The sequence below is a fragment of the Paenibacillus algorifonticola genome (assembly GCF_000971975.1).
In the GTDB taxonomy this organism is placed as follows: Bacteria; Bacillota; Bacilli; order Paenibacillales; family Paenibacillaceae; genus Pristimantibacillus; species Pristimantibacillus algorifonticola.
This window is the reverse complement of record NZ_LAQO01000016.1, coordinates 98,587-118,917: the sequence shown is the minus strand read 5'-3', so window position 1 is coordinate 118,917 and position 20,331 is coordinate 98,587. Positions and strand designations below refer to the sequence as shown.

The 20,331-nt window shown below is 46.4% G+C and carries 22 protein-coding genes; 4 read left to right on the top strand and 18 right to left on the bottom strand.

What is annotated here, in order from left to right; translation table 11 throughout:
• Window positions 1-55: 55 nt before the first annotated feature.
• On the top strand, window positions 56-598 hold the full coding sequence (locus WH37_RS20850) for a 1,2-dihydroxy-3-keto-5-methylthiopentene dioxygenase (RefSeq protein WP_046232549.1): 543 nt from the start codon (window positions 56-58) through the stop codon (window positions 596-598).
• Between the two features lie 108 nt (window positions 599-706).
• On the opposite strand, the gene WH37_RS20845 is transcribed toward WH37_RS20850, so the two are convergent.
• The 5 genes from WH37_RS20845 to WH37_RS20825 all read right to left on the bottom strand — a co-directional run bounded on the left by WH37_RS20845 (window position 707) and on the right by WH37_RS20825 (window position 3,982).
• Window positions 707-1,492, bottom strand: a complete 786-nt coding sequence (locus WH37_RS20845; protein ID WP_046232548.1) for an HAD family hydrolase — start codon at window positions 1,490-1,492, stop codon at window positions 707-709.
• 24 nt (window positions 1,493-1,516) lie between these two features.
• Entirely contained in the window at window positions 1,517-2,023 is a 507-nt protein-coding gene (locus WH37_RS20840; RefSeq protein ID WP_046232547.1) for a hypothetical protein, read from the bottom strand.
• A gap of 107 nt (window positions 2,024-2,130) precedes the next feature.
• Window positions 2,131-3,117, bottom strand: a complete 987-nt coding sequence (locus WH37_RS20835; protein WP_046232546.1) for an aldo/keto reductase — start codon at window positions 3,115-3,117, stop codon at window positions 2,131-2,133.
• A gap of 30 nt (window positions 3,118-3,147) precedes the next feature.
• Window positions 3,148-3,351, bottom strand: coding sequence for a DUF896 domain-containing protein (locus WH37_RS20830; protein ID WP_046232545.1), 204 nt, complete (start codon window positions 3,349-3,351; stop codon window positions 3,148-3,150).
• A 250-nt stretch (window positions 3,352-3,601) separates the two neighbouring features.
• Window positions 3,602-3,982, bottom strand: coding sequence for a LysM peptidoglycan-binding domain-containing protein (locus WH37_RS20825; RefSeq protein ID WP_046232544.1), 381 nt, complete (start codon window positions 3,980-3,982; stop codon window positions 3,602-3,604).
• 235 nt (window positions 3,983-4,217) lie between these two features.
• Here WH37_RS20825 and lexA point away from each other — a divergent pair, with 235 nt between their 5' ends.
• Window positions 4,218-4,838 carry a transcriptional repressor LexA gene (gene lexA, locus WH37_RS20820; protein WP_046232543.1) on the top strand — a complete coding sequence of 207 codons (621 nt, stop codon included), beginning with the start codon at window positions 4,218-4,220 and terminating at the stop codon, window positions 4,836-4,838.
• Window positions 4,839-4,957: 119 nt separating this feature from the next.
• Here the strand turns inward: lexA and WH37_RS20815 are convergent, their stop codons facing one another.
• From WH37_RS20815 to WH37_RS36065, 4 genes are all read right to left on the bottom strand, one after another.
• The gene (locus WH37_RS20815) at window positions 4,958-5,707 is read right to left on the bottom strand and encodes a restriction endonuclease (RefSeq protein WP_046232542.1); all 750 of its coding nucleotides are present in this window, start codon (window positions 5,705-5,707) and stop codon (window positions 4,958-4,960) included.
• Window positions 5,708-6,325: 618 nt separating this feature from the next.
• A complete protein-coding gene (locus tag WH37_RS20810; protein ID WP_046232541.1) occupies window positions 6,326-6,697 on the bottom strand; it encodes a LytTR family transcriptional regulator DNA-binding domain-containing protein in 372 nt (123 codons plus the stop codon).
• Between the two features lie 115 nt (window positions 6,698-6,812).
• Window positions 6,813-7,322, bottom strand: coding sequence for an accessory gene regulator B family protein (locus tag WH37_RS20805; protein WP_177217937.1), 510 nt, complete (start codon window positions 7,320-7,322; stop codon window positions 6,813-6,815).
• Window positions 7,267-7,986 (bottom strand): hypothetical protein, encoded by a 720-nt coding sequence (locus WH37_RS36065; RefSeq protein ID WP_046232539.1) that lies wholly within the window; start codon window positions 7,984-7,986, stop codon window positions 7,267-7,269. The genes WH37_RS20805 and WH37_RS36065 overlap by 56 nt, the downstream gene beginning before the upstream one ends.
• A gap of 179 nt (window positions 7,987-8,165) precedes the next feature.
• On the opposite strand from WH37_RS36065, the gene ku reads away from it, so the two are divergent.
• The gene (gene ku, locus WH37_RS20795) at window positions 8,166-9,011 is read left to right on the top strand and encodes a non-homologous end joining protein Ku (protein ID WP_046232538.1); all 846 of its coding nucleotides are present in this window, start codon (window positions 8,166-8,168) and stop codon (window positions 9,009-9,011) included.
• Window positions 9,008-9,889, top strand: coding sequence for an ATP-dependent DNA ligase (locus WH37_RS20790; RefSeq protein ID WP_052737113.1), 882 nt, complete (start codon window positions 9,008-9,010; stop codon window positions 9,887-9,889). The genes ku and WH37_RS20790 overlap by 4 nt, the downstream gene beginning before the upstream one ends.
• Window positions 9,890-9,975: 86 nt before the next feature.
• Here WH37_RS20790 and glnA read toward each other — a convergent pair whose 3' ends face one another.
• From glnA to WH37_RS20745, 9 genes are all read right to left on the bottom strand, one after another.
• Window positions 9,976-11,304 carry a type I glutamate--ammonia ligase gene (gene glnA / locus WH37_RS20785; RefSeq protein ID WP_046232537.1) on the bottom strand — a complete coding sequence of 443 codons (1,329 nt, stop codon included), beginning with the start codon at window positions 11,302-11,304 and terminating at the stop codon, window positions 9,976-9,978.
• Between the two features lie 47 nt (window positions 11,305-11,351).
• Window positions 11,352-11,762 carry a MerR family transcriptional regulator gene (locus tag WH37_RS20780; protein ID WP_046232536.1) on the bottom strand — a complete coding sequence of 137 codons (411 nt, stop codon included), beginning with the start codon at window positions 11,760-11,762 and terminating at the stop codon, window positions 11,352-11,354.
• Between the two features lie 59 nt (window positions 11,763-11,821).
• Entirely contained in the window at window positions 11,822-13,141 is a 1,320-nt protein-coding gene (locus WH37_RS20775) for a methionine gamma-lyase family protein (protein ID WP_052737112.1), read from the bottom strand.
• Between the two features lie 45 nt (window positions 13,142-13,186).
• Window positions 13,187-14,479 carry a GTPase HflX gene (gene hflX, locus WH37_RS20770; RefSeq protein WP_046232535.1) on the bottom strand — a complete coding sequence of 431 codons (1,293 nt, stop codon included), beginning with the start codon at window positions 14,477-14,479 and terminating at the stop codon, window positions 13,187-13,189.
• A gap of 34 nt (window positions 14,480-14,513) precedes the next feature.
• Window positions 14,514-15,497 carry an AAA family ATPase gene (locus tag WH37_RS20765; protein ID WP_046232534.1) on the bottom strand — a complete coding sequence of 328 codons (984 nt, stop codon included), beginning with the start codon at window positions 15,495-15,497 and terminating at the stop codon, window positions 14,514-14,516.
• A gap of 182 nt (window positions 15,498-15,679) precedes the next feature.
• A complete protein-coding gene (locus tag WH37_RS20760) occupies window positions 15,680-16,333 on the bottom strand; it encodes a YdcF family protein (RefSeq protein WP_046232533.1) in 654 nt (217 codons plus the stop codon).
• On the bottom strand, window positions 16,330-16,887 hold the full coding sequence (locus WH37_RS20755) for a ribonuclease FAU-1 family protein (RefSeq protein ID WP_046232532.1): 558 nt from the start codon (window positions 16,885-16,887) through the stop codon (window positions 16,330-16,332). Before WH37_RS20755 ends, WH37_RS20760 begins: the two co-directional genes overlap by 4 nt.
• Before the next feature lie 182 nt (window positions 16,888-17,069).
• The gene (locus WH37_RS20750) at window positions 17,070-17,723 is read right to left on the bottom strand and encodes a peptidylprolyl isomerase (protein ID WP_046232531.1); all 654 of its coding nucleotides are present in this window, start codon (window positions 17,721-17,723) and stop codon (window positions 17,070-17,072) included.
• Between the two features lie 33 nt (window positions 17,724-17,756).
• Entirely contained in the window at window positions 17,757-20,288 is a 2,532-nt protein-coding gene (locus WH37_RS20745) for a PBP1A family penicillin-binding protein (RefSeq protein ID WP_052737111.1), read from the bottom strand.
• Window positions 20,289-20,331: the final 43 nt, after the last annotated feature.

The window sequence follows — 20,331 nt, the reverse complement described above, 5'->3', positions numbered from 1 at the left end:
AATCATTATATATTTAATATAACATTTAATTTCAATAGGAAAAGAGGGAATTGTGATGGCTGAGATTAGAATTCGCAATACTGAGGAAAGAATTTCTGGCGAACAGAACGTTCGCGCATTTTTGGAAAGCCAAGAAGTACTTTATGAACACTGGGATGCTAGCAAGTTGCCAGGCCATCTTCAAGATAAATTTGTATTATCCGATGAGGAGAAAGCGGAAATTCTCGCTACTTACGATGTTGAAATTCGTGAGCTTGCCGAGCGTCGCGGTTACAAAACATGGGATATCGTTGCCCTTTCAGACGCTACCCCAGGTCTTGATGATATTTTGAAACGTTTTGAGCAAGTGCACACTCATACGGAAGATGAAGTACGGGCGATTACAGCCGGACGAGGCATCTTTATTATTAAAGGCGGCGAAGATGTCGGTTATTTCGACGTTGAGCTGGAAGCTGGAGACGTTATTTCGGTTCCAGAAACGATTCCGCACTTCTTCACTTTGATGGATAACCGTCAAATCGTCGCTGTTCGCCTGTTTATTGAAACAGAAGGCTGGATTGCGCATCCGTTCGAAGACCCTGCCTTTATTAAAGCTTAATTGTTTTTTCCTACTGAAAACTATACAGCAAGCCCCTTGAGCCATTTCCAATGGACCAAGGGGCTTCTTCTTATGCTTATGCAGCAGCAATGGCTGGAGTATAAGCGCTTATCCAAGCAGCGGCAGCAATTCCTCTAAATGCTTAATTTCATATGTAGGCACAATTTCATCCGAGCGAACAGCGCCATGGCGATTAATCCATACCGAATCCATTCCAATTATATTCGCACCCAAAATATCCGTAGTCAGTTTGTCCCCAACCATAATTCCCTGCTCTGGCTCAATGCCAAGGCGCTCCAGCGCATGGCGGAAAATTGAAACTGCTGGCTTGCCTTCTCCGAAAGCGCCAGAAATAATGATATGATCAAAATAAGGCGCAAGCTGCGGAACGCCTGTCAGCTTCTCCTGCTGCAAATCAGGGGAACCGTTCGTTAGCAGCAGCAGCTTATATTTGCCTTTCAGCGCATCTAGCAAGCGAAACGTTTCATCATAAACAATCGGGCGCGCTCTGCGCTCTGCTGGAAACTGCTCAGCCAGTCTGGCGCCAAGCTCTTGATTGTCTACACCAAGTGCTTTAAGCCCTTTCGTCCATGCTTCACGACGATAAGTTGGTGCAAGCTGCTCCAGCTTTCTAAACTCCTCCTGCTCGCCCTCACGGAAGTTAGCCCACAGGCCTTCAAAAGGATTAATTCCGATCATTTTCGTGAAAGGGAACGTTTCATACGACTCATATAAGCTGCGAGCTTCCTTGCGAACAGCTTCCTCCAGCTCTACCGCATCTACGCCCGCTGCTTCCGCACCTGCTTGACAGGTCGCATCAAATGCTTCTTTCACACTACGGTCATCCCATAGCAGCGTGTCGTCCAAATCAAATAATACCGCTAGCTTTGCCATTGTTCACTGACTCTCCTGATCGATTTATTTTTGTTCGTATGTTATGCCGTTCTCTTTGGCAAATTGCTCTAATCTCGTGCTGATTTCATCCGTTGGATAACGATGAAATACGCGTGAAAATGCCCACGACGACCCTTTTTGTGGTTCAATCGACACATAGCCGGGCTGTACGCGGATCGTTTTGATCGCTTCCGCACCGAGACGCTTGTCGCCGGTCAGCTTGCGAGTTTGAACATAGTTTTTACCAATTGTGATATACGGACGCCGCAGGAAAAACACGACTGCTAAAAACACATAACAACCAATCGTCACGCCCAGCAAGGTGTCGAATTTAAATTGCGGGTCCATTTGTGCAAGCAAAACGTACATGGCAATAAACAGCAGGAGCAAAATCGGCGCAATAAAGCTGCGGCCAACAAAACGATCTGACTGGGTTCCAGCAGGTTTAAAGCTTGGACCACCCTGTTTTTTGCGATTTTTGTTAATTTGATTCGTATTTCGGCGCACTTTGCGCTCCCATGTACGTGACAAAGTCGTTCCTCCTTATAATGCTGCAGCACAAAATCAAGCTTTATCAATCAAGTTTGAGCAGTGATACAGGCTGACACCGTATATCTCTTGACTTTAACTGTCATCTGTTAAAACGGGCGTTTGAATTTAGCAATAAACCGATTCGGATAGTCTTCGGCAAGCGCGCTCACCTCGTCCAGACGGTTCCATACCTCTTCAGGCATCGTCCAGCCAATAGCCCCCATATTATCCTCGTATTGCGCAAGCGTACTCGCTCCAAAGATTGGGGACGTAATGCCTTCCCTTTGCAGCAGCCAATTCAATGAAACTTGAGCAGGTGTTTTATCAAGCTCCTTGGCAGCTGCCATTACAGCATCCAGAACAGCAAAATTTTGCTCATTTGCCCGGTTTGCCCAAGCACTTTCGCCTACTTTGCTTGTCAATCTGCCCTCTATCGGCTCTGTACGATCATATCTGCCCGTCAGAAAACCGCCACCAAGCGGAGCCCATGGAATAACGCCAACGTTTTCTTCTAGGCAAAGCGACATCATTTCACGATCCATCTGGCGGCTAACAAGGCTATATTGAGGCTGTAGCGAAACAAAGCGTACATACCGATTAGCATCGCTCCAAGCCAAGTATTTCATAAGCTGCCAAGCAAAAAAGTTGGAGCAGCCGATATAACGCACCTTGCCAGAGGTAACAAGATCATCCAGCGTACGCAGCGTCTCTTCAATCGGCGTAGCATGATCCCAGACATGGACCTGATACAAGTCAATGTAGTCGGTTTGCAGTCGTTTAAGGCTCGCTTCCACGCCGTCCATGATATGCTTGCGGGACAACCCTACTCCATTAATATCAGGCGATGTTGTCATTCTAACTTTCGTCGCAACGACCATCTCCGAACGACGGCCTTTAATCGCTTTGCCGACAATCTCTTCAGAACGTCCGCTTACATAGACGTTTGCCGTATCCAGAAAATTACCGCCGCGCTCCACAAAACGATTAATCATTTCAAGCGAGTCCTGCTCATTCGTTGTATTGCCAAACGTCATCGTTCCAAGACAAAGTTCAGAAACAGCTAGTCCACTACGTCCAAGCAAACGATATTTCATAAATAAAGCCCGCCTCTCCCATTAAAATCATTAATGCTGTGGCTTCTCGTCTCCCGCCTCGTTCTCTTCATCTTCTACAAACTTAATCGTATCAAGCTGCTGGCGAAAATTGCTTTTAAACTGCTCCATATATTTACTGCGCAGCTCAGCCCGTTCCGTCAGTTCCTCGGGCGTCAAACCGACCGTTTTATTTTTACGGGATAATTCATTAATTCTGGCAATAAGCTCTTCCATTGGTTGCTCACCTCACTTGCTGTACTTTTCCCAAACTCTTTCTACTTTGACATTACCAATACGCTGTTGTCAAGAAAACGGGGCTATAATTAAATACAGAATAGATCGTACAACGATAATGCTATCATTGTTCCGATCTATTCTGTATTTTAGGTAGCGTATCGGCAATTCCTGAGCTATTAAGTACAGCTATACTATCCCCATCATGCAAACACCCTTCTACAAAATTGAGCCATAATGCTAAATGACGTTATGGCGATGGAATGACCAGCTTCTGCCCAGGCCATATATCTGGTGACGACAGTTGATTGCGCTCCCGTATTTGATAGACGGACCAGCGTATATCATCAGAACTGTCCGAGTATTTACGTGCAATCTCCCATAGCGTATCGCCTTGCGCGACCACTACTGTCTGCTCTCCAACAACCGCTGGTGCAACATGACTCACTGAAGCTTCTGTACGCACCAATAAAAAACCAGAAAACAAAACAATAAACAAAGCCAGACACACTGCCAACTTCAAAGCATTACTGCTAAATGCGGCCATGCTGATTTGCCATTCCATCTTCGCCGTCTTAACAGGCGCTTTCTCTGAAAAAATAGATTGATAGGATTCTGGATAAATGATCATTGCCCTCACTCCCAAACGTTTGTTCTGTTTTGATATTAGCACGAACATTTGTTTGCAGTCAACAGACAATGCGAACTTTTGTTTTTAGGAACTTATGTTTGTACGAACGGCGGTTCCATGTTATAATTTGAGAAATAAATACTCATATTGCACTTCGAATGAAGTCCATGGATCAAAGTTTCAATCAAAAATCATGTCGCACTCATCATGGAGTGCGTGAACTGGAGTGATCGTGTTGTCCAAAGCTTCCAATCGCCAGCAGTCGATTCTGGAATTTATAAAGAACGAAGTTCGCGAGAAGGGTTATCCGCCTTCCGTACGTGAAATTGGAGAAGCAGTTGGACTTGCTTCCAGCTCGACCGTACATGGTCATCTGGATCGCCTGGAGAAGAAAGGGCTCATCCGCCGCGATCCAACTAAGCCACGTGCTATCGAGATTTTGGATCAGGAAGATGTCGACGGAATTATCCGCCCTGCTGTAACCCATGTACCGATCGTCGGTAAAGTTACTGCAGGTGTGCCGATTACCGCTACAGAGAATATTGAAGAATATTTTCCAATCTCTTCCCATTATGTAGGTGATGATGATGTATTCATTCTTAATGTCATTGGAGAGAGCATGATTGAAGCTGGCATACATAACGGCGACTACGTTATTGTGCGCCAGCAGCAAACCGCTACTAACGGCGATATTGTTGTTGCCATGACTGAGCACGATGAAGCAACGGTCAAAACCTTTTACCGCGAGAAGGATCATATTCGTCTCCAACCTGAGAACGTAACAATGGAACCTATTCGCCTGAAGAATGTTACGATTTTAGGCAAAGTCATCGGCTTGTTCCGGGATTTCCATTAATCGTTGAATTTCATTCTCTTCATACATGAAGAAAGCTGCATCCTTTCCCGTACAAAAAACGGGCTGGATGCAGCTTTTTAATTGTGCAGCTGATTTTTTCTAGCTTTCGAGATTCCTACTCAGACTGCTTCGGTATGACGACACTTAGGGTAGCTTGAACAACCCAAAAATTCTCCACGAGCACTTTTTCGACGAACTAATGGCTGGCCACATTTTGCACATGCTACTTCTTTTCTTATTTGCTTTGTAATCATTTTCTCTGTATTGTGTTGTTCTGTTTCGGCACCTGCTGTTGGGATCGAAGAATTGGCATTAACTTTCAAAATCATTTCAATGAGCTCCGCTCGATCAATAAGCCGAACAGCATTTGATTTTGCTAATGTGACAGCTGCTTCTGTATAGCCACTATTGGAAATTACCCATGCCTCGCTTGCCGAATAATGCGCGATAGAAGCCTGTGCTTCTTGAACCGCCTTAATTCCTACATTCTTACTGTACCGTTTAGCTTGAACAACCACTCTTTGTGTCCCTTTAGCTAAAACTAGATCAGCTCCGAAATCACCTGCCGCCTGTGTCACAGTTACACTGTAGCCATGAGCCTCTAAAAGATGTCCCAGATACTTCTCGAATTGTCTGCCCTCCATCTTATCGATGTCAGCTATACCGGAGCGCTTCAGTCGTTCATTACGCTTGCGGGTGATTGAAATAACTACAATTGCATATATCATCATAACTGCACCAAATGCCACGCCAGCTAAAATAAAAGAACTTGTAAGCTTGTAAGAACCAAAACCTGCACCAAGCATAAGAAGTAGCACTAATGCTTTTATCGGGTCCAATTCCTCCTTCTTCCTTTTACGTTTTGCCATACTTAGCTCCCCTTTGCTCAACATAATATACCTTATATCGGCAAATATAATAGGAATTTGTACCTTATTATAAAAAAATCTATATAAACTTCTTAGTCTACTCATTTAACTTAACTTTGTTTCATCATAGTCAATAGCATCCATTTATTCAAATACTAACACGATACAAAAGGCCGACACAAAGCACTATTGATATCTGCATCAATAATGTTCGTGTCGGCCCCGATCCAGCTTTACATTCAACTACCGCTACTTATGCTATTGTTTCATCATTCATTCGATGTCATGAATCTGATCGAATCCAGCGAGGAAGTGCTCAAAAATCCCGTATTCAACAGTATAGCGAAGTAAAAACAGTTCCTGTCCGCTGAACTGTGAGACAAAAATTAATGTGGCTTTATCTCCCCGCTGTCTGGAACTCGATCTTCCCTGCTTTAATATCTGTCTGTCTCTATAATGATATTTGTTTCCCTCTGTTTTACATTTTTAATATAACACAGGTTTCTATTGTGTTTTGTCGTTTTTTGTCGAAATATTTATACATTCGATACTAGTATCGATTTTTATTGACATAATAATGAAAATGTGTATTAAAAAAGAGCTGATCCACTTCTGGATTTAGCTCTTTTTTAGTAAGTGTTCCACTAAAGGTAATTTTCCTTTAGCTACATTTGCTGTATAACCACCTTCGAAATGCGCAGTTATTGCGTAAAATGTTTTAGTAACCTCTCGAATATGCTGTACGTTTACGAGGTTGTTACTATCCAGCGCAACAAATCCCAGTGGCAAAAATATCTGTTTACATGCTTCAAGTGTCGTTATAAATGTAAAAAGTCCCTTAGTGGTGTGGAATCTTGGAATGTGATAGTTTTTTTTGGGCTGGAATATATCCACAAAAAAAACTTCACCTAATTTGAATGTATCAAATTGATCTCCATCGATTTCCCCATCGTAAATTCGCTGTCCTAGAATCTCAGTCGTTAGATCCATATGATAGCCACTCTACTTACGGAGTTCTTTCGGGATTGGTTGAGCCCCAATGAACCCTTTCCGGTTTCCACTTGCGACGGAACGTTCAGCGTCTTTTTGCAGTTTTTCTGCAATTTTACGCGCTAGTTTTTGCATCATATTCAACACCTCCGTCCCTTTGATGAATTAAAACCAATACCATCTGCACGAAGAAAGCTAACGCAACAACATCTGATTGGAAAAATATATTTGACAAGATGAGTAACAAAGGTATATTCCTTTCACTACCCCTACTCCAGTAAATCAATAACGTTGAACTCAACATCATTAATATTATCATGACCGTACCACTTAAGACAATATGTGGAATTATAGATAAAAGAAAAGTTGAGACGATCGCACACGTTGTTAAAGACTTGAAATGAAAGCCTCCAGTAAATTTTCTCAGCGTCCAAAAAGCCACAAGACCGATTAATGAAGGTATAAAAGATTCTGTTACAATCCCAATAATCAATGTGACAAAGATTATAATGGCAGAACAAATCCGATTGCCTAAAGAAAAGGCCATCACTTCTACAGATACGCCACCCTCAGGATCTAATCTTTTTATGAATAGCGCCATTCTTTGTGATATAAATTCTATCATCTTCTGATTCCCTCCTTCTAGAGAGGAAATAAAGGGTGCCAAGTATCCATAAAACCAAGGGGTAAGCATACAAGGCTGCGTCGTAATGAACGGTCAAATATAAGGATGTCGTGATCATTGCCACAGTAGCCAATGTTGATAGTGCAAGCATTCCATTCGTTCCGGTGAATAGTCTTTCCTTGCGGCTTAAGTCATGCGGAGGAATGACTATGAAAGTAAATCCGTAATTAAATAATGTAATCAGCCATCCGACTACCAACGAAGCGGCATCTGTGAAAAATTGAATCACAATAACCTCGTTCCCTCCCGTGTTCTGAGCAACAACATCGCTAACACCTAATGCCGTCACGACAAAATATATCGGAAACTGAATGCATACATAGGCGGCATAGCCCACCGCTACCATCAAACCAGAATAAACAAGTCTAATTTTAAGAAAATACCGAAAAAAAGCTGCGAAGATTAAAAATTGCCCCAATATATCTATGTATGGAGATAACCCAACAACAACCCGGGCGGCATATGACCAACAAGCGATCCCAATACAAATGAAAAGGATATTCCATTTATATGCGGCCAGCGGCTGCCTGTACGATTTAATCATCAATACAACCATCGCAATTGCATCCAATATGCTAAAAAACAGATAACTCGTTGTCTCCATTTATGGCGCCACCATCTTTTATTTTATTTTATTTTGAATTTCGATTTTATTACTTTCATCATTGCATGACATCAACTCTATTGGCAAGACAGAATTTCAATACAAAACGAATGTACATTATCATGAATATCTTTCCAAAAACAGCGCAACCTTAAATAAAAAAGGGAGTGTGAATTATAATGCATACCGTCTGGAAAGGCGCTATAAGCTTTGGACTCGTCCATGTTCCGGTAAAGATGCACTCAGCAACAGAGGACAAGGATATATCATTTCGCAGTCTGCATAAAGAGTGTGGCATGCCGATCAATTATGCAAAAACATGCCGGCATTGCAACAAAGAGATTGGGCCAGATGAAATTGTGAAGGGATTTGAATATGAGGCTGGGAAATTTGTAATTGTTAAAGAAGAAGAACTTGATGCCATTAAACCTGAGTCCGCCAAGAGCATTCAAATTCTTGATTTTGTGGACTTATCCGAAATCGACCCGGTCTATTATCAAAAGGCCTATTACCTCTCCCCGGATATGGCCGGAGCTGGGGCGTACAGTTTGCTGCTGGAAGCAATCAAGCAGACTGGCAAAATAGGCATTGCCAAAATATCCATCCGTTCTAAAAGCAGCCTAGCTGCCGTCAGAGTCGTGGGCAACTGCTTATGCCTAGAGACAATGTTCTTTCCTGACGAAATTAGAGCGTTATCCCAAGTTCCGAACATCCCTGTTCAAACAACGGTTAACGAAAAGGAGCTTGATATGGCAAAGATGCTTGTGGAGCAGCTTAGCGAACCGTTTGATCCAGCAAAATACACGGATGATTACCGCATCGCTTTAACAGAATTGATCCAGCAAAAAATTGCTGGGCAGAGCGTGGACATCGTTGCCGCTCCGGAAGCCAAAGGACGGAATAATGTCATTGATCTCATGGCTGCCTTGCAGGCAAGTTTGGATGCAACTAAAGCCGCTACGCCTCCAAGTGCCCCTGCACCCAAGAAAAAGAGAACATCGAAAGCAAAGGGTAACGTGTCATGACCATGAAGCTCCCTTCTATTCCTATGGCTCCTATAACCTCCTCTAACATTCCTGAAGGCCCCGAATGGGGCTATCAGATTAAATGGGACGGTGTGCGCACATTGGTCCGCTTAGATGGTTTGGGAGGTGTGGAAATATTCGGACGGCGTTTGGAGCCGCGTAATCACACTTTCCCGGAAATAGTGGCCTTATTAGAGCCGATACGCGTTGGTCCTTGTATCTTGGATGGCGAGATAGCTTATTTCGATGGAGTGCGTCCGAATTTTCAGAGGGCCAAGTTGGGGGTCCGAAAACGCGCCCATGATGATGGGCTGATTTTTGTAATGTTTGACATGCTCAATTCAAATGGCAAAGATATTCGTAAGCTTCCTTTTAAAGAACGTTTTGAGAAGTTGCAAGCCTCCTTTCCAGAGAAAACGCCTCAACTCTTTGTAACCGATTTGCATTCCGATGGATTAACACTTTGGAATTGGCTAAATGATCGTGAATGGGAAGGAATTATCTCTAAAAGATTAGATAGCCCTTATATGGAAGGAAAGAAACATAATTATTGGTTTAAAAAGCGAAAAGAAATACGGATAGTTGCAGACGTCGTCGGCATTAAACTCCGTGATGGACGGGTTTCAAGCCTTGTACTGCGATATGAAAATCGTTACATAGGGCACGTGTCGGGCTTAGATAATGCATCCAAGCAGGTACTTCAACAGTTTATGGTTGATCATTCTGGTGAGTGCCCATTTAAAGAACTCACTCCTGGCATGGTCAAATCAGATGTTGCGTGGCTTTCAGTCCCATTCCCAGCTCGTGTTACAGCTCTGGAGTTTACTGATTCCGGTCTACTTCGACAGCCTAAACTACTCAGTTTTGGAGACAAATAATAACTAAATACCCCAGATATTTCGACTGAAAAACGCCCACAAAAAGAAAAAACCCTCAGCGCTTATAGCGCCAAGGGTTTCAGCCTTTAGTACAATGTCAAATATTGATCTCTTTCCCACTGATGGACTTGCGTCTTGTACATATCCCATTCGATTTCTTTCAGCTCGTAGAAGTGAGCCAGAGCGTGCTCACCGAGCGCGCTGCAGATGACATCGCTGCGGAGCAGCTCGTCCAACGCCTCTTTAAGATCAACCGGCAAGCTTGGCACGCCGGATTCAATACGCTCTTCCTCAGTCATGATATAAATGTTGCGGTCTGTTGGAGCTGGAAGAGTCGTTTTGTTCTTGATGCCATCCAGGCCAGCTTTCAGCATAACGGCAAGTGCCAAATATGGATTAGCTGCAGGGTCTGGGTTACGAACTTCAACGCGCGTGCTCAGTCCTCTTGAAGCCGGAATACGGATCATTGGCGAGCGGTTGCTTGCGGACCATGCCACATAGCAAGGCGCTTCATAACCAGGGACAAGACGCTTGTACGAGTTAATTGTTGGATTCGTAATAGCAGCCATTGCGCGAGCATGCTCCAGAATACCTGCCATATAATAACGAGCTGTTGCACTAAGGCCCAGCTTGTCACTCTCATCATAAAATACGTTGGTGCTGCCTTGGAACAACGATTGGTGACAGTGCATACCCGAGCCGTTAACGCCGAACAACGGCTTAGGCATGAATGTAGCATGCAAACCATGCTCTCTAGCAATCGTTTTAACAACAAGCTTGAACGTTTGAATTTGGTCAGCCGCTTTAATAGCGTCTGCATATTTAAAGTCGATTTCGTGCTGGCCTGGAGCAACCTCATGGTGGGAAGCTTCGATTTCAAAGCCCATTTCCTCAAGCGTCAGCACGATTTCACGGCGACAGTTTTCACCCAAATCCATTGGAGCAAGGTCAAAGTAACCGCCTTGGTCGTTCAATTCCAATGTTGGCTCGCCGCGCTCATCAGTTTTGAATAGGAAAAATTCCGGTTCGGGACCGACGTTCATCGCCGTATAACCCATTTCTTCCGCTTCCTTCAGCGCACGTTTCAGAATACCGCGCGGGTCTCCTGCGAATGGCGTGCCGTCAGGCATATAAATATCACAGATCAGACGAGCTACACGATCTTGTGCAACCCATGGGAATACGACCCATGTATCTAAATCCGGGTAGAGGTACATGTCAGATTCTTCGATACGTACGTAACCTTCGATGGAAGAACCGTCAAACATCATTTTATTATCAAGCGCTTTATCTAATTGACTCATTGGAATTTCAACGTTTTTAATCGTTCCCAGCAAATCTGTAAATTGAAGGCGAATGAATCTTACGTTCTGTTCCTCGGCGATTTTCTTGATATCCTCTTTAGTATAGCTCACTAAAAGTCATCTCCCTTGTTTGCTTGATTATAATCGTACGATTGCATCTAGCGCTTGTGCAAGAAACGTGACAGCTGACCCTGTATAAGCGAGGCCTGACCAGGCCGTTTCTCCAATAGCTGCTGCTTGAGCATGCGGTGAAGCTGGGCATCAGACAGTTCTTTGCGCGTAACCTCTGACTGTTCGCTAACAATAGTTGCATCATCGGATTCTTTGGAAACCGGATTCATTACCTGCTTGATGCCGGCAATATTGACACCCTTCTCAATCAACGATTTAATCTCCAACAGCCGTTCCACATCATTAAAGGAAAAAAGCCGTTGGTTACCAGCCGTTCTCGCCGGTACGATCAGCTCATGCTGCTCGTAATAGCGGATTTGGCGGGCTGTTAAATCAGTTAGCTTCATTACAATGCCTATTGGAAATAAGGCCATATTTCTACGTATCTCGTCAGCCATATCACATCAACCTTCCAGTCGCTCATTTACATCTATTTTAACGTCCTACCAAGGAAGTGTCAAGTCGTGTGAGGTTTAATTACAATTAATCCTTCGGCAACGAGACGCTTCAATGCCGTTAAAATACCGTATTTCGCATGGGCAAACGTAAGCCCACCCTGCATATAAGCGATATAGGGCTCGCGAATTGGCGCATCCGCAGATAACTCGAGGCTACCGCCTTGAATAAACGTTCCTGCCGCCATGATGACAGGATGTTCATAACCTGGCATGTCCCACGGCTCCGGTGTAACATGGGAGTCAACAGCCGCTGCCTGCTGAATGCCCTGTACAAAAGCAATCAGGTGCTCCGCGCTGCCAAATTTGACTGCTTGAATTAAATCCGTACGCGGTGTATCCCAGTGAGGCTGCGTATCAAATCCAAGCTGCGTGAATAATGCAGAAGCGAGCACGCTGCCTTTAACCGCTTGTCCCACTAAATGAGGGGCCAGAAACAGCCCTTGGTAAATCGAACGCAGCGTCCCAAGCATAGCACCTACCTCGCCGCCTATGCCTGGAGCTGTCAAGCGGTAAGCTGCCGCTTCAACCGCCGCCGATGTACCGGCAATATAGCCCCCAGTCGAGGCAAGACCGCCTCCAGGATTTTTAATCAATGAACCTGCCATTATATCAACGCCAACCTGGGTTGGCTCCCAAAGCTCGGTAAATTCACCATAGCAATTGTCCACGAACACCAGCACATCAGGCTTGATCTGCTTGACGCGGCTCGTTATTTCACCAATTTGCTGCACAGTAAAAGAAGCACGCCAGCTATAGCCGCGAGAGCGCTGGATGCCAATTACTTTAGTTTGCGCTGTAATGGCTGCTTCAATTCCTGCCCAGTCAAGGCCGCCATCTTCCAGCAGCGCCACCTCATTGTATTGGATGCCAAAATCCTGCAAGGAGCCTTTGCCGTCGCCCGGCTTGCCGATGACTTTATGCAGCGTATCATAAGGCTTGCCCGTAACGTACAAAAGTTCGTCTCCTGGTCTTAATACCCCAAATAAGGCGCAGCTAATCGTATGTGTACCAGATACAAAATGCGGGCGAACGAGTGCCGCCTCTGCACCGAATATATCGGCATATACCAAATCAAGCACTTCACGCCCGCGGTCATTATAGCCATAGCCGGTGGAGCCGCTAAAATGGTAGTCGCTTACCCGATGCTTCTGGAAAGCCTGAATGACCTTCCACTGATTGCGTTCTGCAATGCGGTCAACCGCCTTCAATCGATCAACTGCAAGCTCCTCAGCTTCCTCAGCAAGCCCCTCAAGCTGTTTCCATACCACATCGTTTTCATTGCCACTCAGTCCATTGTCAATTCTGCTATTCCCGTTCATTGCTGCTGTAGTCTCTCCCTCTTGTTCATCGGCTCCTGGACATTCTTATACGATATAAGGATGTAGGCGGTGCCCATTCACTTCATAATCCTGTTTGCTTAATTGAATCGTCAAACGAAGCAGTTCTCCCTCATCGCCATCCACTTCCTGATCAATCACTTCACCAGTACGATAAGCAAGCGCGATTAAATCGCCTCTGGCGGCTGGCAGCGCAAACACAATTGTATCTCCCATAAGCTTTTCCTGAATCGTATCGCATAGCTGCTTCAAATCGGCTTCCTTGTACGCGTTAATGATTAGAGAATCTCCACCGGAACGAAGCGTGTAGGCTTCCTCAGGCGAGCAAAGATCGATTTTATTATAGATCGTCAGCGTCGGTTTGCCCGATGCCCCCAGCTCGTTTAAAATGCGCTCAACAACAGCCATTTGCTCATCACGCATTGGCGAGCTGCTGTCCACGACATGCAGCACCAAATCTGCCTCATTCACTTCCTCAAGCGTCGCGCGGAAAGCGGCAACGAGATCATGAGGAAGATTTTGAATAAAGCCTACCGTATCGGTCAAAATGACTTCACGGCCGTTAGGAAGCTCCAGCGTGCGTGAAGTCGGGTCCAGTGTGGCGAATAGCTGATTTTCCACGTAGACATCGGCATTCGTCAGCTGGCGCAGCAGCGTCGACTTGCCCGCATTCGTATAGCCGACCAGCGCTACCTGGATGACGCCAGACTTCTTTCTGCGCTCGCGGTGCAGATGCCGATGACGAACCACTTCATCAAGCTGCTCCTTCAAGTCGGAAATCCGGCCCCGGATATGCCTTCTATCTGTTTCCAGCTTTGACTCCCCTGGTCCGCGTGTGCCGATACCGCCGCCGAGACGCGACAGATTTTTTCCATGTCCCGACAGGCGAGGCAGCAAATAGCTGTGCTGTGCCAGCTCAACCTGTATAATCCCTTCACGCGTTCCCGCACGCTGGGCGAAAATATCCAAAATAAGCTGTGTGCGGTCCACGATTTTCACATCCAGCATTTCCTCCAGATTGCGCACTTGAGCTCCTGAAAGCTCTTGGTCGAAAATAGCAGTCGTAGCGCCCAATTCATCGGCGACAAGACGAAGCTCCTCCGCCTTGCCTTTGCCAATAAACCATTTTGTATCGGGCTTTTCACGGTTTTGTGTTAATGTGGCGAGCACCTCAACGCCTGCCGTTTCAGCAAGCTTCACCAATTCCTGAAGCGAATGCTCCGGATCACTGGAGCCGCGTTTAACTTGTTGTGTGACCAAAGTGACCAATATAGCTCGGTCCTGGATGTCGGTTTGTGTATCGTGCGTTTTTTCTCGCATATGTTTGCCCTCTCAATCGTTCATTGTGCCTTCATCAAGCTTTCGGCTCCCATTTGAAATCCTCCGGCCTGATGGTCATTAGCTCCTGTTTTGGCGGTACACCGCTTGCATAATGATTTAGCAGCCGCACCGCCTGATGGCGAATCGCCTTTTCCAATATGTTTCTAACGTATCTCGCATTGCTGAAGGAAAAAATGTCACTTTGTTTCTCCGTCATTAAATGCTGCCTTAACTTAAATATGGACTGCTGCGCCAAATGATAATCACGATCCTTGGACATTAGCTCAGAAATTTGGATTAATTGGTCCACCGAATAGTCAGGAAAATCAATCTGAATCGGGAACCGTGAAGGCAAGCCGGGATTCGTCAGTAAAAAATGCTCAATCTCGGCCGGGTAGCCGGCAAGAATCAGCACGAAATCATTGCGCCGGTCTTCCATGCACTTCACAAGCGTATCAATCGCTTCCTTGCCAAAATCTTTTTCCCCGCCTCTGGCAAGACTATAAGCCTCATCGACAAACAACACGCCGCCCATGGCCTTGCGAACCAAATCGCGCGTCTTCTGCGCCGTATGGCCAATGTATTCGCCTACAAGATCGGCACGCTCTACTTCAATCAGATGGCCTTTCGACAGCACGCCCATTTTCTGAAACAGCTTGGCGACGATGCGTGCAATCGTCGTTTTGCCGGTGCCGGGATTGCCTTTGAAAATCATATGATACACATGCGAGCCGCCAAAAAGACCTGCTTCCGTCCTCATACGGCTTATATAGAGAAGTGCATAAATTTCATAAATCAGCGTTTTCACATTTTCCATCCCGACCATTGGCTCAAGCTCTTTCTGAATTTCAGCAAAATGGTCGCTTGCAGGCAAAGGCTTCACCGCTGACAAAGACTCGCTTTCAGTCAGGGGCGCAGAGGCTGCAACTGCATACGTCTCATGGCTTCTGAGAATAACGTTAATTTGCCTTGAAGGCCTGGGTCCGCTATTTGTGCCCGATTTGACATGTCCGCTCATCTGACGCATCACCTATCCTTCGCACTTGTCATTAGGAATGAGCGCATAAGCATTGGCGCCGCATTCAAGCAAAAACCATTCCCATGCAGCAGCATCGCTGCTTGGGCATTGTTCCGCTCTACAAGTGTATTCAGGCAGAAACGGTCCTATTAACAGATTTTATAACTATAGCCGTTATATCATCAGCCTAGCCAGAGCATCAAGGCGTCAAGCTTCCACTTCGTGTAAGCCAGAACCTCGCGTCCCTCAGCGTTCCACGGCTTCAACACCTGTGAAGGTGTACCCGCAGCTTCAACCGACGTATAATTTAAAAATTGAGCTATTTCCAATGCTCTAGGCGCATGGAATTGATGGGTAATAATTAAAGCGCTCGCAAAACCCTCGCGCTCCATAATGGTTTTGCTGAACAGCAGATTCTCATACGTGCTCGTCGATTGGTCCTCCAGCAGCACCTTGTCCTCTGGAATGCCCTTGTTGACCAAATACGTCTTCATTCCTGCCGCCTCAGTTACAACTGCGCCTCCTGCATCAAGACCGCCGCTCATAATGAGCTTGTCCACCTTGCCCTGCTCATACAGCTTATAGGCGAAGTTCAGACGCTCTTTAAGCGCCGGACTTGGCACATTATCCCAAAGCGCGGCGCCGAGCACAATACCGACATCTGCTTTCTCGCTCTCTTTAGCAACATCATAGCTGTTAATGACCCATAATACATAACCACACCAGAACACTCCTGCAACGGTGCACCATGCCAGCATACGAAACAGGAGCAGCCCCGGACGCTTATTCGTCCGCCGCTTGCGCCGGCTGCTCCCTGTCCTTAGCATTTGCTTCATGACTCGCTTAACTCTCCTGTCTTCTCTGCCAAGCTTTTGCGATGCTTCAAGCTTAGCGTAAAATAACGGAAACGCCCATTGCGAATGTTGGAAAGCAGTCTGCCAGCTGTTTTGCGCGCCATGGCAGCCTCCTTGCCTGTTACATCGCCTTGACGCACCGCATCCTCAAGCTCATCCTCATCGAGCAGAAATACTTCGCCGCTTGGCAGCACAACCACATCAAGAAACAGATCATCAAACCAAGGAACCTGTTGATCCGTCAGTCCCTGTGTCTTGCAAATGTCAATGTACCACTGCACAACACGGCCCTTGTCATCAAACATCGTCGTCACGACGAAATGCTCGCCACGAGGAAAATGCTGCATCCACAAGTAGCCTCGATCTGCCAGACACAGCCGGCGTCCGTTGTATTCTTTCCAAAGCGGCTCACGCAATTCGTGAATGCGGTAAAAGGTTACCAAGCCTCGGAACTCATCATTGTCCAGCGTGATGCAAGAGTAGCTCTTGCGCAAAATGCGACGCCAGTTCGCACGGTCAGAAAATTTTCGTTTCATACGGAACGTACCTTTCCGTTGAGATAAGCCCCAAAGTAACGGCTTTCGATGGTAAAGGATAGCTTTGTAAAAAGCTTACCATAACCAGCCGCGCATCTCCACCCGACTTGCAAAATAAACCAAGCTTCGCCTTCTCCAGACTGCAAAATCGCCGCCCCGGTAACGGAACGGCGATAGCAGAGCTATTTTTCCTCGATGACTACTTTTTGAATAATCATATCTTCAAGCGGCTCGTTATTGTCAACCGGTGTCTTGGCTATATCAAGCACCGTCTCCATGCCGCTTACGACTTTGCCGAAAATCGAATAGTTCGGGTTCTGATTCAAGTTCTCGGAGCCAGAGCCTGTGCAAATGAAAAATTGGCTGCCGCCTGTGTTCGGCTTTCCTGCATTCGCCATCGCAACAATACCAGGCTCGTATTTAATTTCCGTATCCAGCTCGTCGGGAATCGAATAACCAGGTGTCCCAACGCCATTGCCTTGCGGATCACCGCCCTGAATCATAAACGATTCAATAATGCGATGAAACGTCAAACCGTCATAGAAGCCATGGCGCGCCAGAAAAACAAAGTTATTTACCGTTATTGGTGCTTCGTTCGCGTACAGCTTCACAGTAAAATTCCCTTTATTCGTTGTAAATACGGCGGAATACGATTTATTGAGATCCAAATCCATCTCCGGCATGCGCTCCCAGCGCATCACCTTCTCGGCATTGCCGGATTCCGCCGTAGTTCCTTTACTGGTCAAGCTTCCTTTCGCTCCACAGCCGGCAAGCAATGTCATTATGAGGAGTGCCATTAGAAAAGCACTGCATACCGTCCACTGTTTCCTGCTCATTCCTGTAACCAGCTCCTTACGTATTGCCGCCTGCTACCCGGCTTCGTTAGTCGTTCCATCCCCTTGGGCGGGGTCCGGCGTTGCATTCACCGGGTTATCCCCTCCATCTGCATTGCCCCCATCTTGCTCGCCCTCTTCAATCGGAGGGCTAGCAATGATATCCGTTGGCTCGGGACTAACTGTCGTCCCTGGGTCAATGGTTTCAACCGGAGGCGTCTCCGTGCCAGGCGTCGGGGTTGGCGTCATACCGCTGTCAGGACTAAAGGATGGCAGTTCAATACCCCCTTCGTCAGGATCAATGGAATCCATCGGGACGTCTGGAACTTCAATGACCGTTTCGGGAATTTGTACGGATAGAGTCTCGGACTGCTTGCTAGTCAGATTATTTTCCGCATCGATCGCTACGACATAATAGTCATACGTCATGCCTGGTGCGACTGACATATCATCAACCGTTGTTCCAGCAGAATCAACAAACAAGCTGAAATCCGTTTGATCCATCGCTTTGCGATAAACTTTATACGAAATGTTGCTGCTTGCTGCACCTTGCCAGGACAAAGCAACTTTCATTTGCTCTGGAACAAATACAGCATTAAAATTCGTTACTGCACCTACATCTTTAACCGGCTCTTTCACGCCCTGCGGCTTCTTAAAGCTGGACTTCGGCATGTCTGCCATCGCCTGCTTCATCACCTTGGAGAACATGGCAGCCGACTGGGCGCTGCTCTTCTTGAGCACATGCTGCTCATCTGTTCGATCGTAACCCATCCATACAGCGGCTGTCCACTCCGGTGTATAGCCTACAAACCAAGCGTCACGGTTTGCGCTGGAGTTAAAGCCGGGAATACCGTGCTGAGTCGTACCCGTCTTGCCGGCAACTGGGCGATCTATTGCCGCACCTGTTCCCGTACCTCCGGATTGGACAACCGTCTGCAGCATTTCGGTCATATACCAAGCGGTATCAGCATTCATAACTTGCTCCGCTGATGGAGCTTTGTACGTATAGACAGCCGTATTGCTGCTCGTCGTAATTTCTCTAATGGTATGGGAATCAACGGTTTGTCCACTATTGGCAAAAGTACTGTAAGCTGACGCCATCTGTAGCGGTGTAACACCTTCCGTCAATCCGCCAAGCGCAATCGCAAGATTGCGATCCTGGTCGCTCAGTTCAAAACCAAGTTTTGTCGCAAATTTCACGCCATTGCTAACGCCAATTTCATTCAGCATCCATACGGCAGGCAAGTTGCGGGAATGCTTAACCGCCTCCTGCATCGTAATCGGCGTTGCGCCTCTTGAATCTTTAGGACAGTAGTTGCCGAAGCAGGTTTTATCATTTTTCAGAACCGTCCATGGAAAATATTGGCCGGTTTCCAGTGCCGGACCGTAAGAAGTAATCGGCTTGAACGCTGATCCCGGCTGCCGCGGCAATTCGACGCGGTTCAAGCCTTTGCGTTCGTAATCGCGGCCGCCTGCGATTGCCTGGATGGCCCCGTCCCGATGGTCGATAATGACCATTGCACCCTGAACCTTCTTGTCGTCAACGCTTTCCTCGAAGTTGGAATCGTCAGCAAATTCTTTTTCAACAACAGTTTGCGCTGTTGGATTGAGCGTCGTATAGATCCGGTATCCGCCAATACGCAGGTCCGTTTCGGTCATATCCGGCATAACTCTCAATGCTTCTTCTACTGCGTAGTCTACGAATGCTTTATAAGGCTCGTCCTTGCTTTGTTCTACTGTAGGCGGAGTCACATAATCGACGGCCTTCGCCTCATCCATTTCATCCTTCGTAATGTAGCCCTGATCATACATCAACTGAAGTACAACTCCGCGGCGCACCTTGGAGCCTTCCGCATCATTTACCGGATTGTAGCGGCTTGGCGCTTTCGGCATTCCGGCAAGCGTAGCCATTTGCCATAGCTTCAAGTCTTTCAACTCGCTGTTGAAATAATATTTTGCAGCTCCCTTGACGCCGTAAACCCCTTTACCGAAGTAAATCCGATTTAAATAAAGCGTTAATATTTCTTCCTTCGTCTTGTTGTTTTCCAATGCTACGGCAATGGAGGCTTCCGTCGCTTTCCGGAACAACGTTTTATCCGAGGATAAAAACATATTTTTAGCTAGCTGCTGAGTAATCGTACTTCCGCCCTCAACCGCGCTGCGAGCGATAACGTCCTTGACGAGTGCCCGTCCAATCGCAAAAAAGTCGATGCCGGCATGCTCGTAAAAACGCTGATCCTCCGTCGCCACAACGGCATTCATCATTTCCTTCGGAATTTCATCGTATTCGGCAATTTCACGATTTTCTTCTGCTGTGGACAATCGTGAAATTTCATTCCCATTCGCATCATAAACAATGGATGCTTCGCCCATAACCATCATATCGGCTCTTTCCTTCAACATTCGCTCACCGTTCAAAATAATAAGCGAATACCCGATGATACCGCACACGATAGCAATAACTACAGTGAAAAATAACAGGAAAAACCATGTTTTCCCCGACATTCTTCTTCTCTTCTTAGGCCCCGTTTTCTTCTCAGGTTGTGTTCTTTGCCTGCGATCAGCCATTGTGACTCCCCTCCTGCGCTTCTTTCTAGAAGCTGTCTGTCTT

What these genes read in the sequence shown, in the direction of transcription:
- WH37_RS20835 (WP_046232546.1), bottom strand. Translation starts at nt 3,117, where the DNA reads ATGAAATATCGTTTGCTTGGACGTAGTGGACTAGCTGTTTCTGAACTT.
- WH37_RS20790 (WP_052737113.1), top strand. Translation starts at nt 9,008, where the DNA reads ATGACCATGAAGCTCCCTTCTATTCCTATGGCTCCTATAACCTCCTCT.
- WH37_RS20805 (WP_177217937.1), bottom strand. Translation starts at nt 7,322, where the DNA reads ATGATAGAATTTATATCACAAAGAATGGCGCTATTCATAAAAAGATTA.
- hflX (WP_046232535.1), bottom strand. Translation starts at nt 14,479, where the DNA reads ATGCGAGAAAAAACGCACGATACACAAACCGACATCCAGGACCGAGCT.
- ku (WP_046232538.1), top strand. Translation starts at nt 8,166, where the DNA reads ATGCATACCGTCTGGAAAGGCGCTATAAGCTTTGGACTCGTCCATGTT.
- WH37_RS20760 (WP_046232533.1), bottom strand. Translation starts at nt 16,333, where the DNA reads ATGAAGCAAATGCTAAGGACAGGGAGCAGCCGGCGCAAGCGGCGGACG.
- WH37_RS20775 (WP_052737112.1), bottom strand. Translation starts at nt 13,141, where the DNA reads ATGAACGGGAATAGCAGAATTGACAATGGACTGAGTGGCAATGAAAAC.
- WH37_RS20845 (WP_046232548.1), bottom strand. Translation starts at nt 1,492, where the DNA reads ATGGCAAAGCTAGCGGTATTATTTGATTTGGACGACACGCTGCTATGG.
- WH37_RS20810 (WP_046232541.1), bottom strand. Translation starts at nt 6,697, where the DNA reads ATGGATCTAACGACTGAGATTCTAGGACAGCGAATTTACGATGGGGAA.
- WH37_RS20745 (WP_052737111.1), bottom strand. Translation starts at nt 20,288, where the DNA reads ATGGCTGATCGCAGGCAAAGAACACAACCTGAGAAGAAAACGGGGCCT.
- WH37_RS20815 (WP_046232542.1), bottom strand. Translation starts at nt 5,707, where the DNA reads ATGGCAAAACGTAAAAGGAAGAAGGAGGAATTGGACCCGATAAAAGCA.
- WH37_RS20825 (WP_046232544.1), bottom strand. Translation starts at nt 3,982, where the DNA reads ATGATCATTTATCCAGAATCCTATCAATCTATTTTTTCAGAGAAAGCG.
- WH37_RS20765 (WP_046232534.1), bottom strand. Translation starts at nt 15,497, where the DNA reads ATGAGCGGACATGTCAAATCGGGCACAAATAGCGGACCCAGGCCTTCA.
- WH37_RS20755 (WP_046232532.1), bottom strand. Translation starts at nt 16,887, where the DNA reads ATGAAACGAAAATTTTCTGACCGTGCGAACTGGCGTCGCATTTTGCGC.
- WH37_RS36065 (WP_046232539.1), bottom strand. Translation starts at nt 7,986, where the DNA reads ATGGAGACAACGAGTTATCTGTTTTTTAGCATATTGGATGCAATTGCG.
- WH37_RS20780 (WP_046232536.1), bottom strand. Translation starts at nt 11,762, where the DNA reads ATGGCTGACGAGATACGTAGAAATATGGCCTTATTTCCAATAGGCATT.
- WH37_RS20750 (WP_046232531.1), bottom strand. Translation starts at nt 17,723, where the DNA reads ATGAGCAGGAAACAGTGGACGGTATGCAGTGCTTTTCTAATGGCACTC.
- WH37_RS20850 (WP_046232549.1), top strand. Translation starts at nt 56, where the DNA reads ATGGCTGAGATTAGAATTCGCAATACTGAGGAAAGAATTTCTGGCGAA.
- WH37_RS20830 (WP_046232545.1), bottom strand. Translation starts at nt 3,351, where the DNA reads ATGGAAGAGCTTATTGCCAGAATTAATGAATTATCCCGTAAAAATAAA.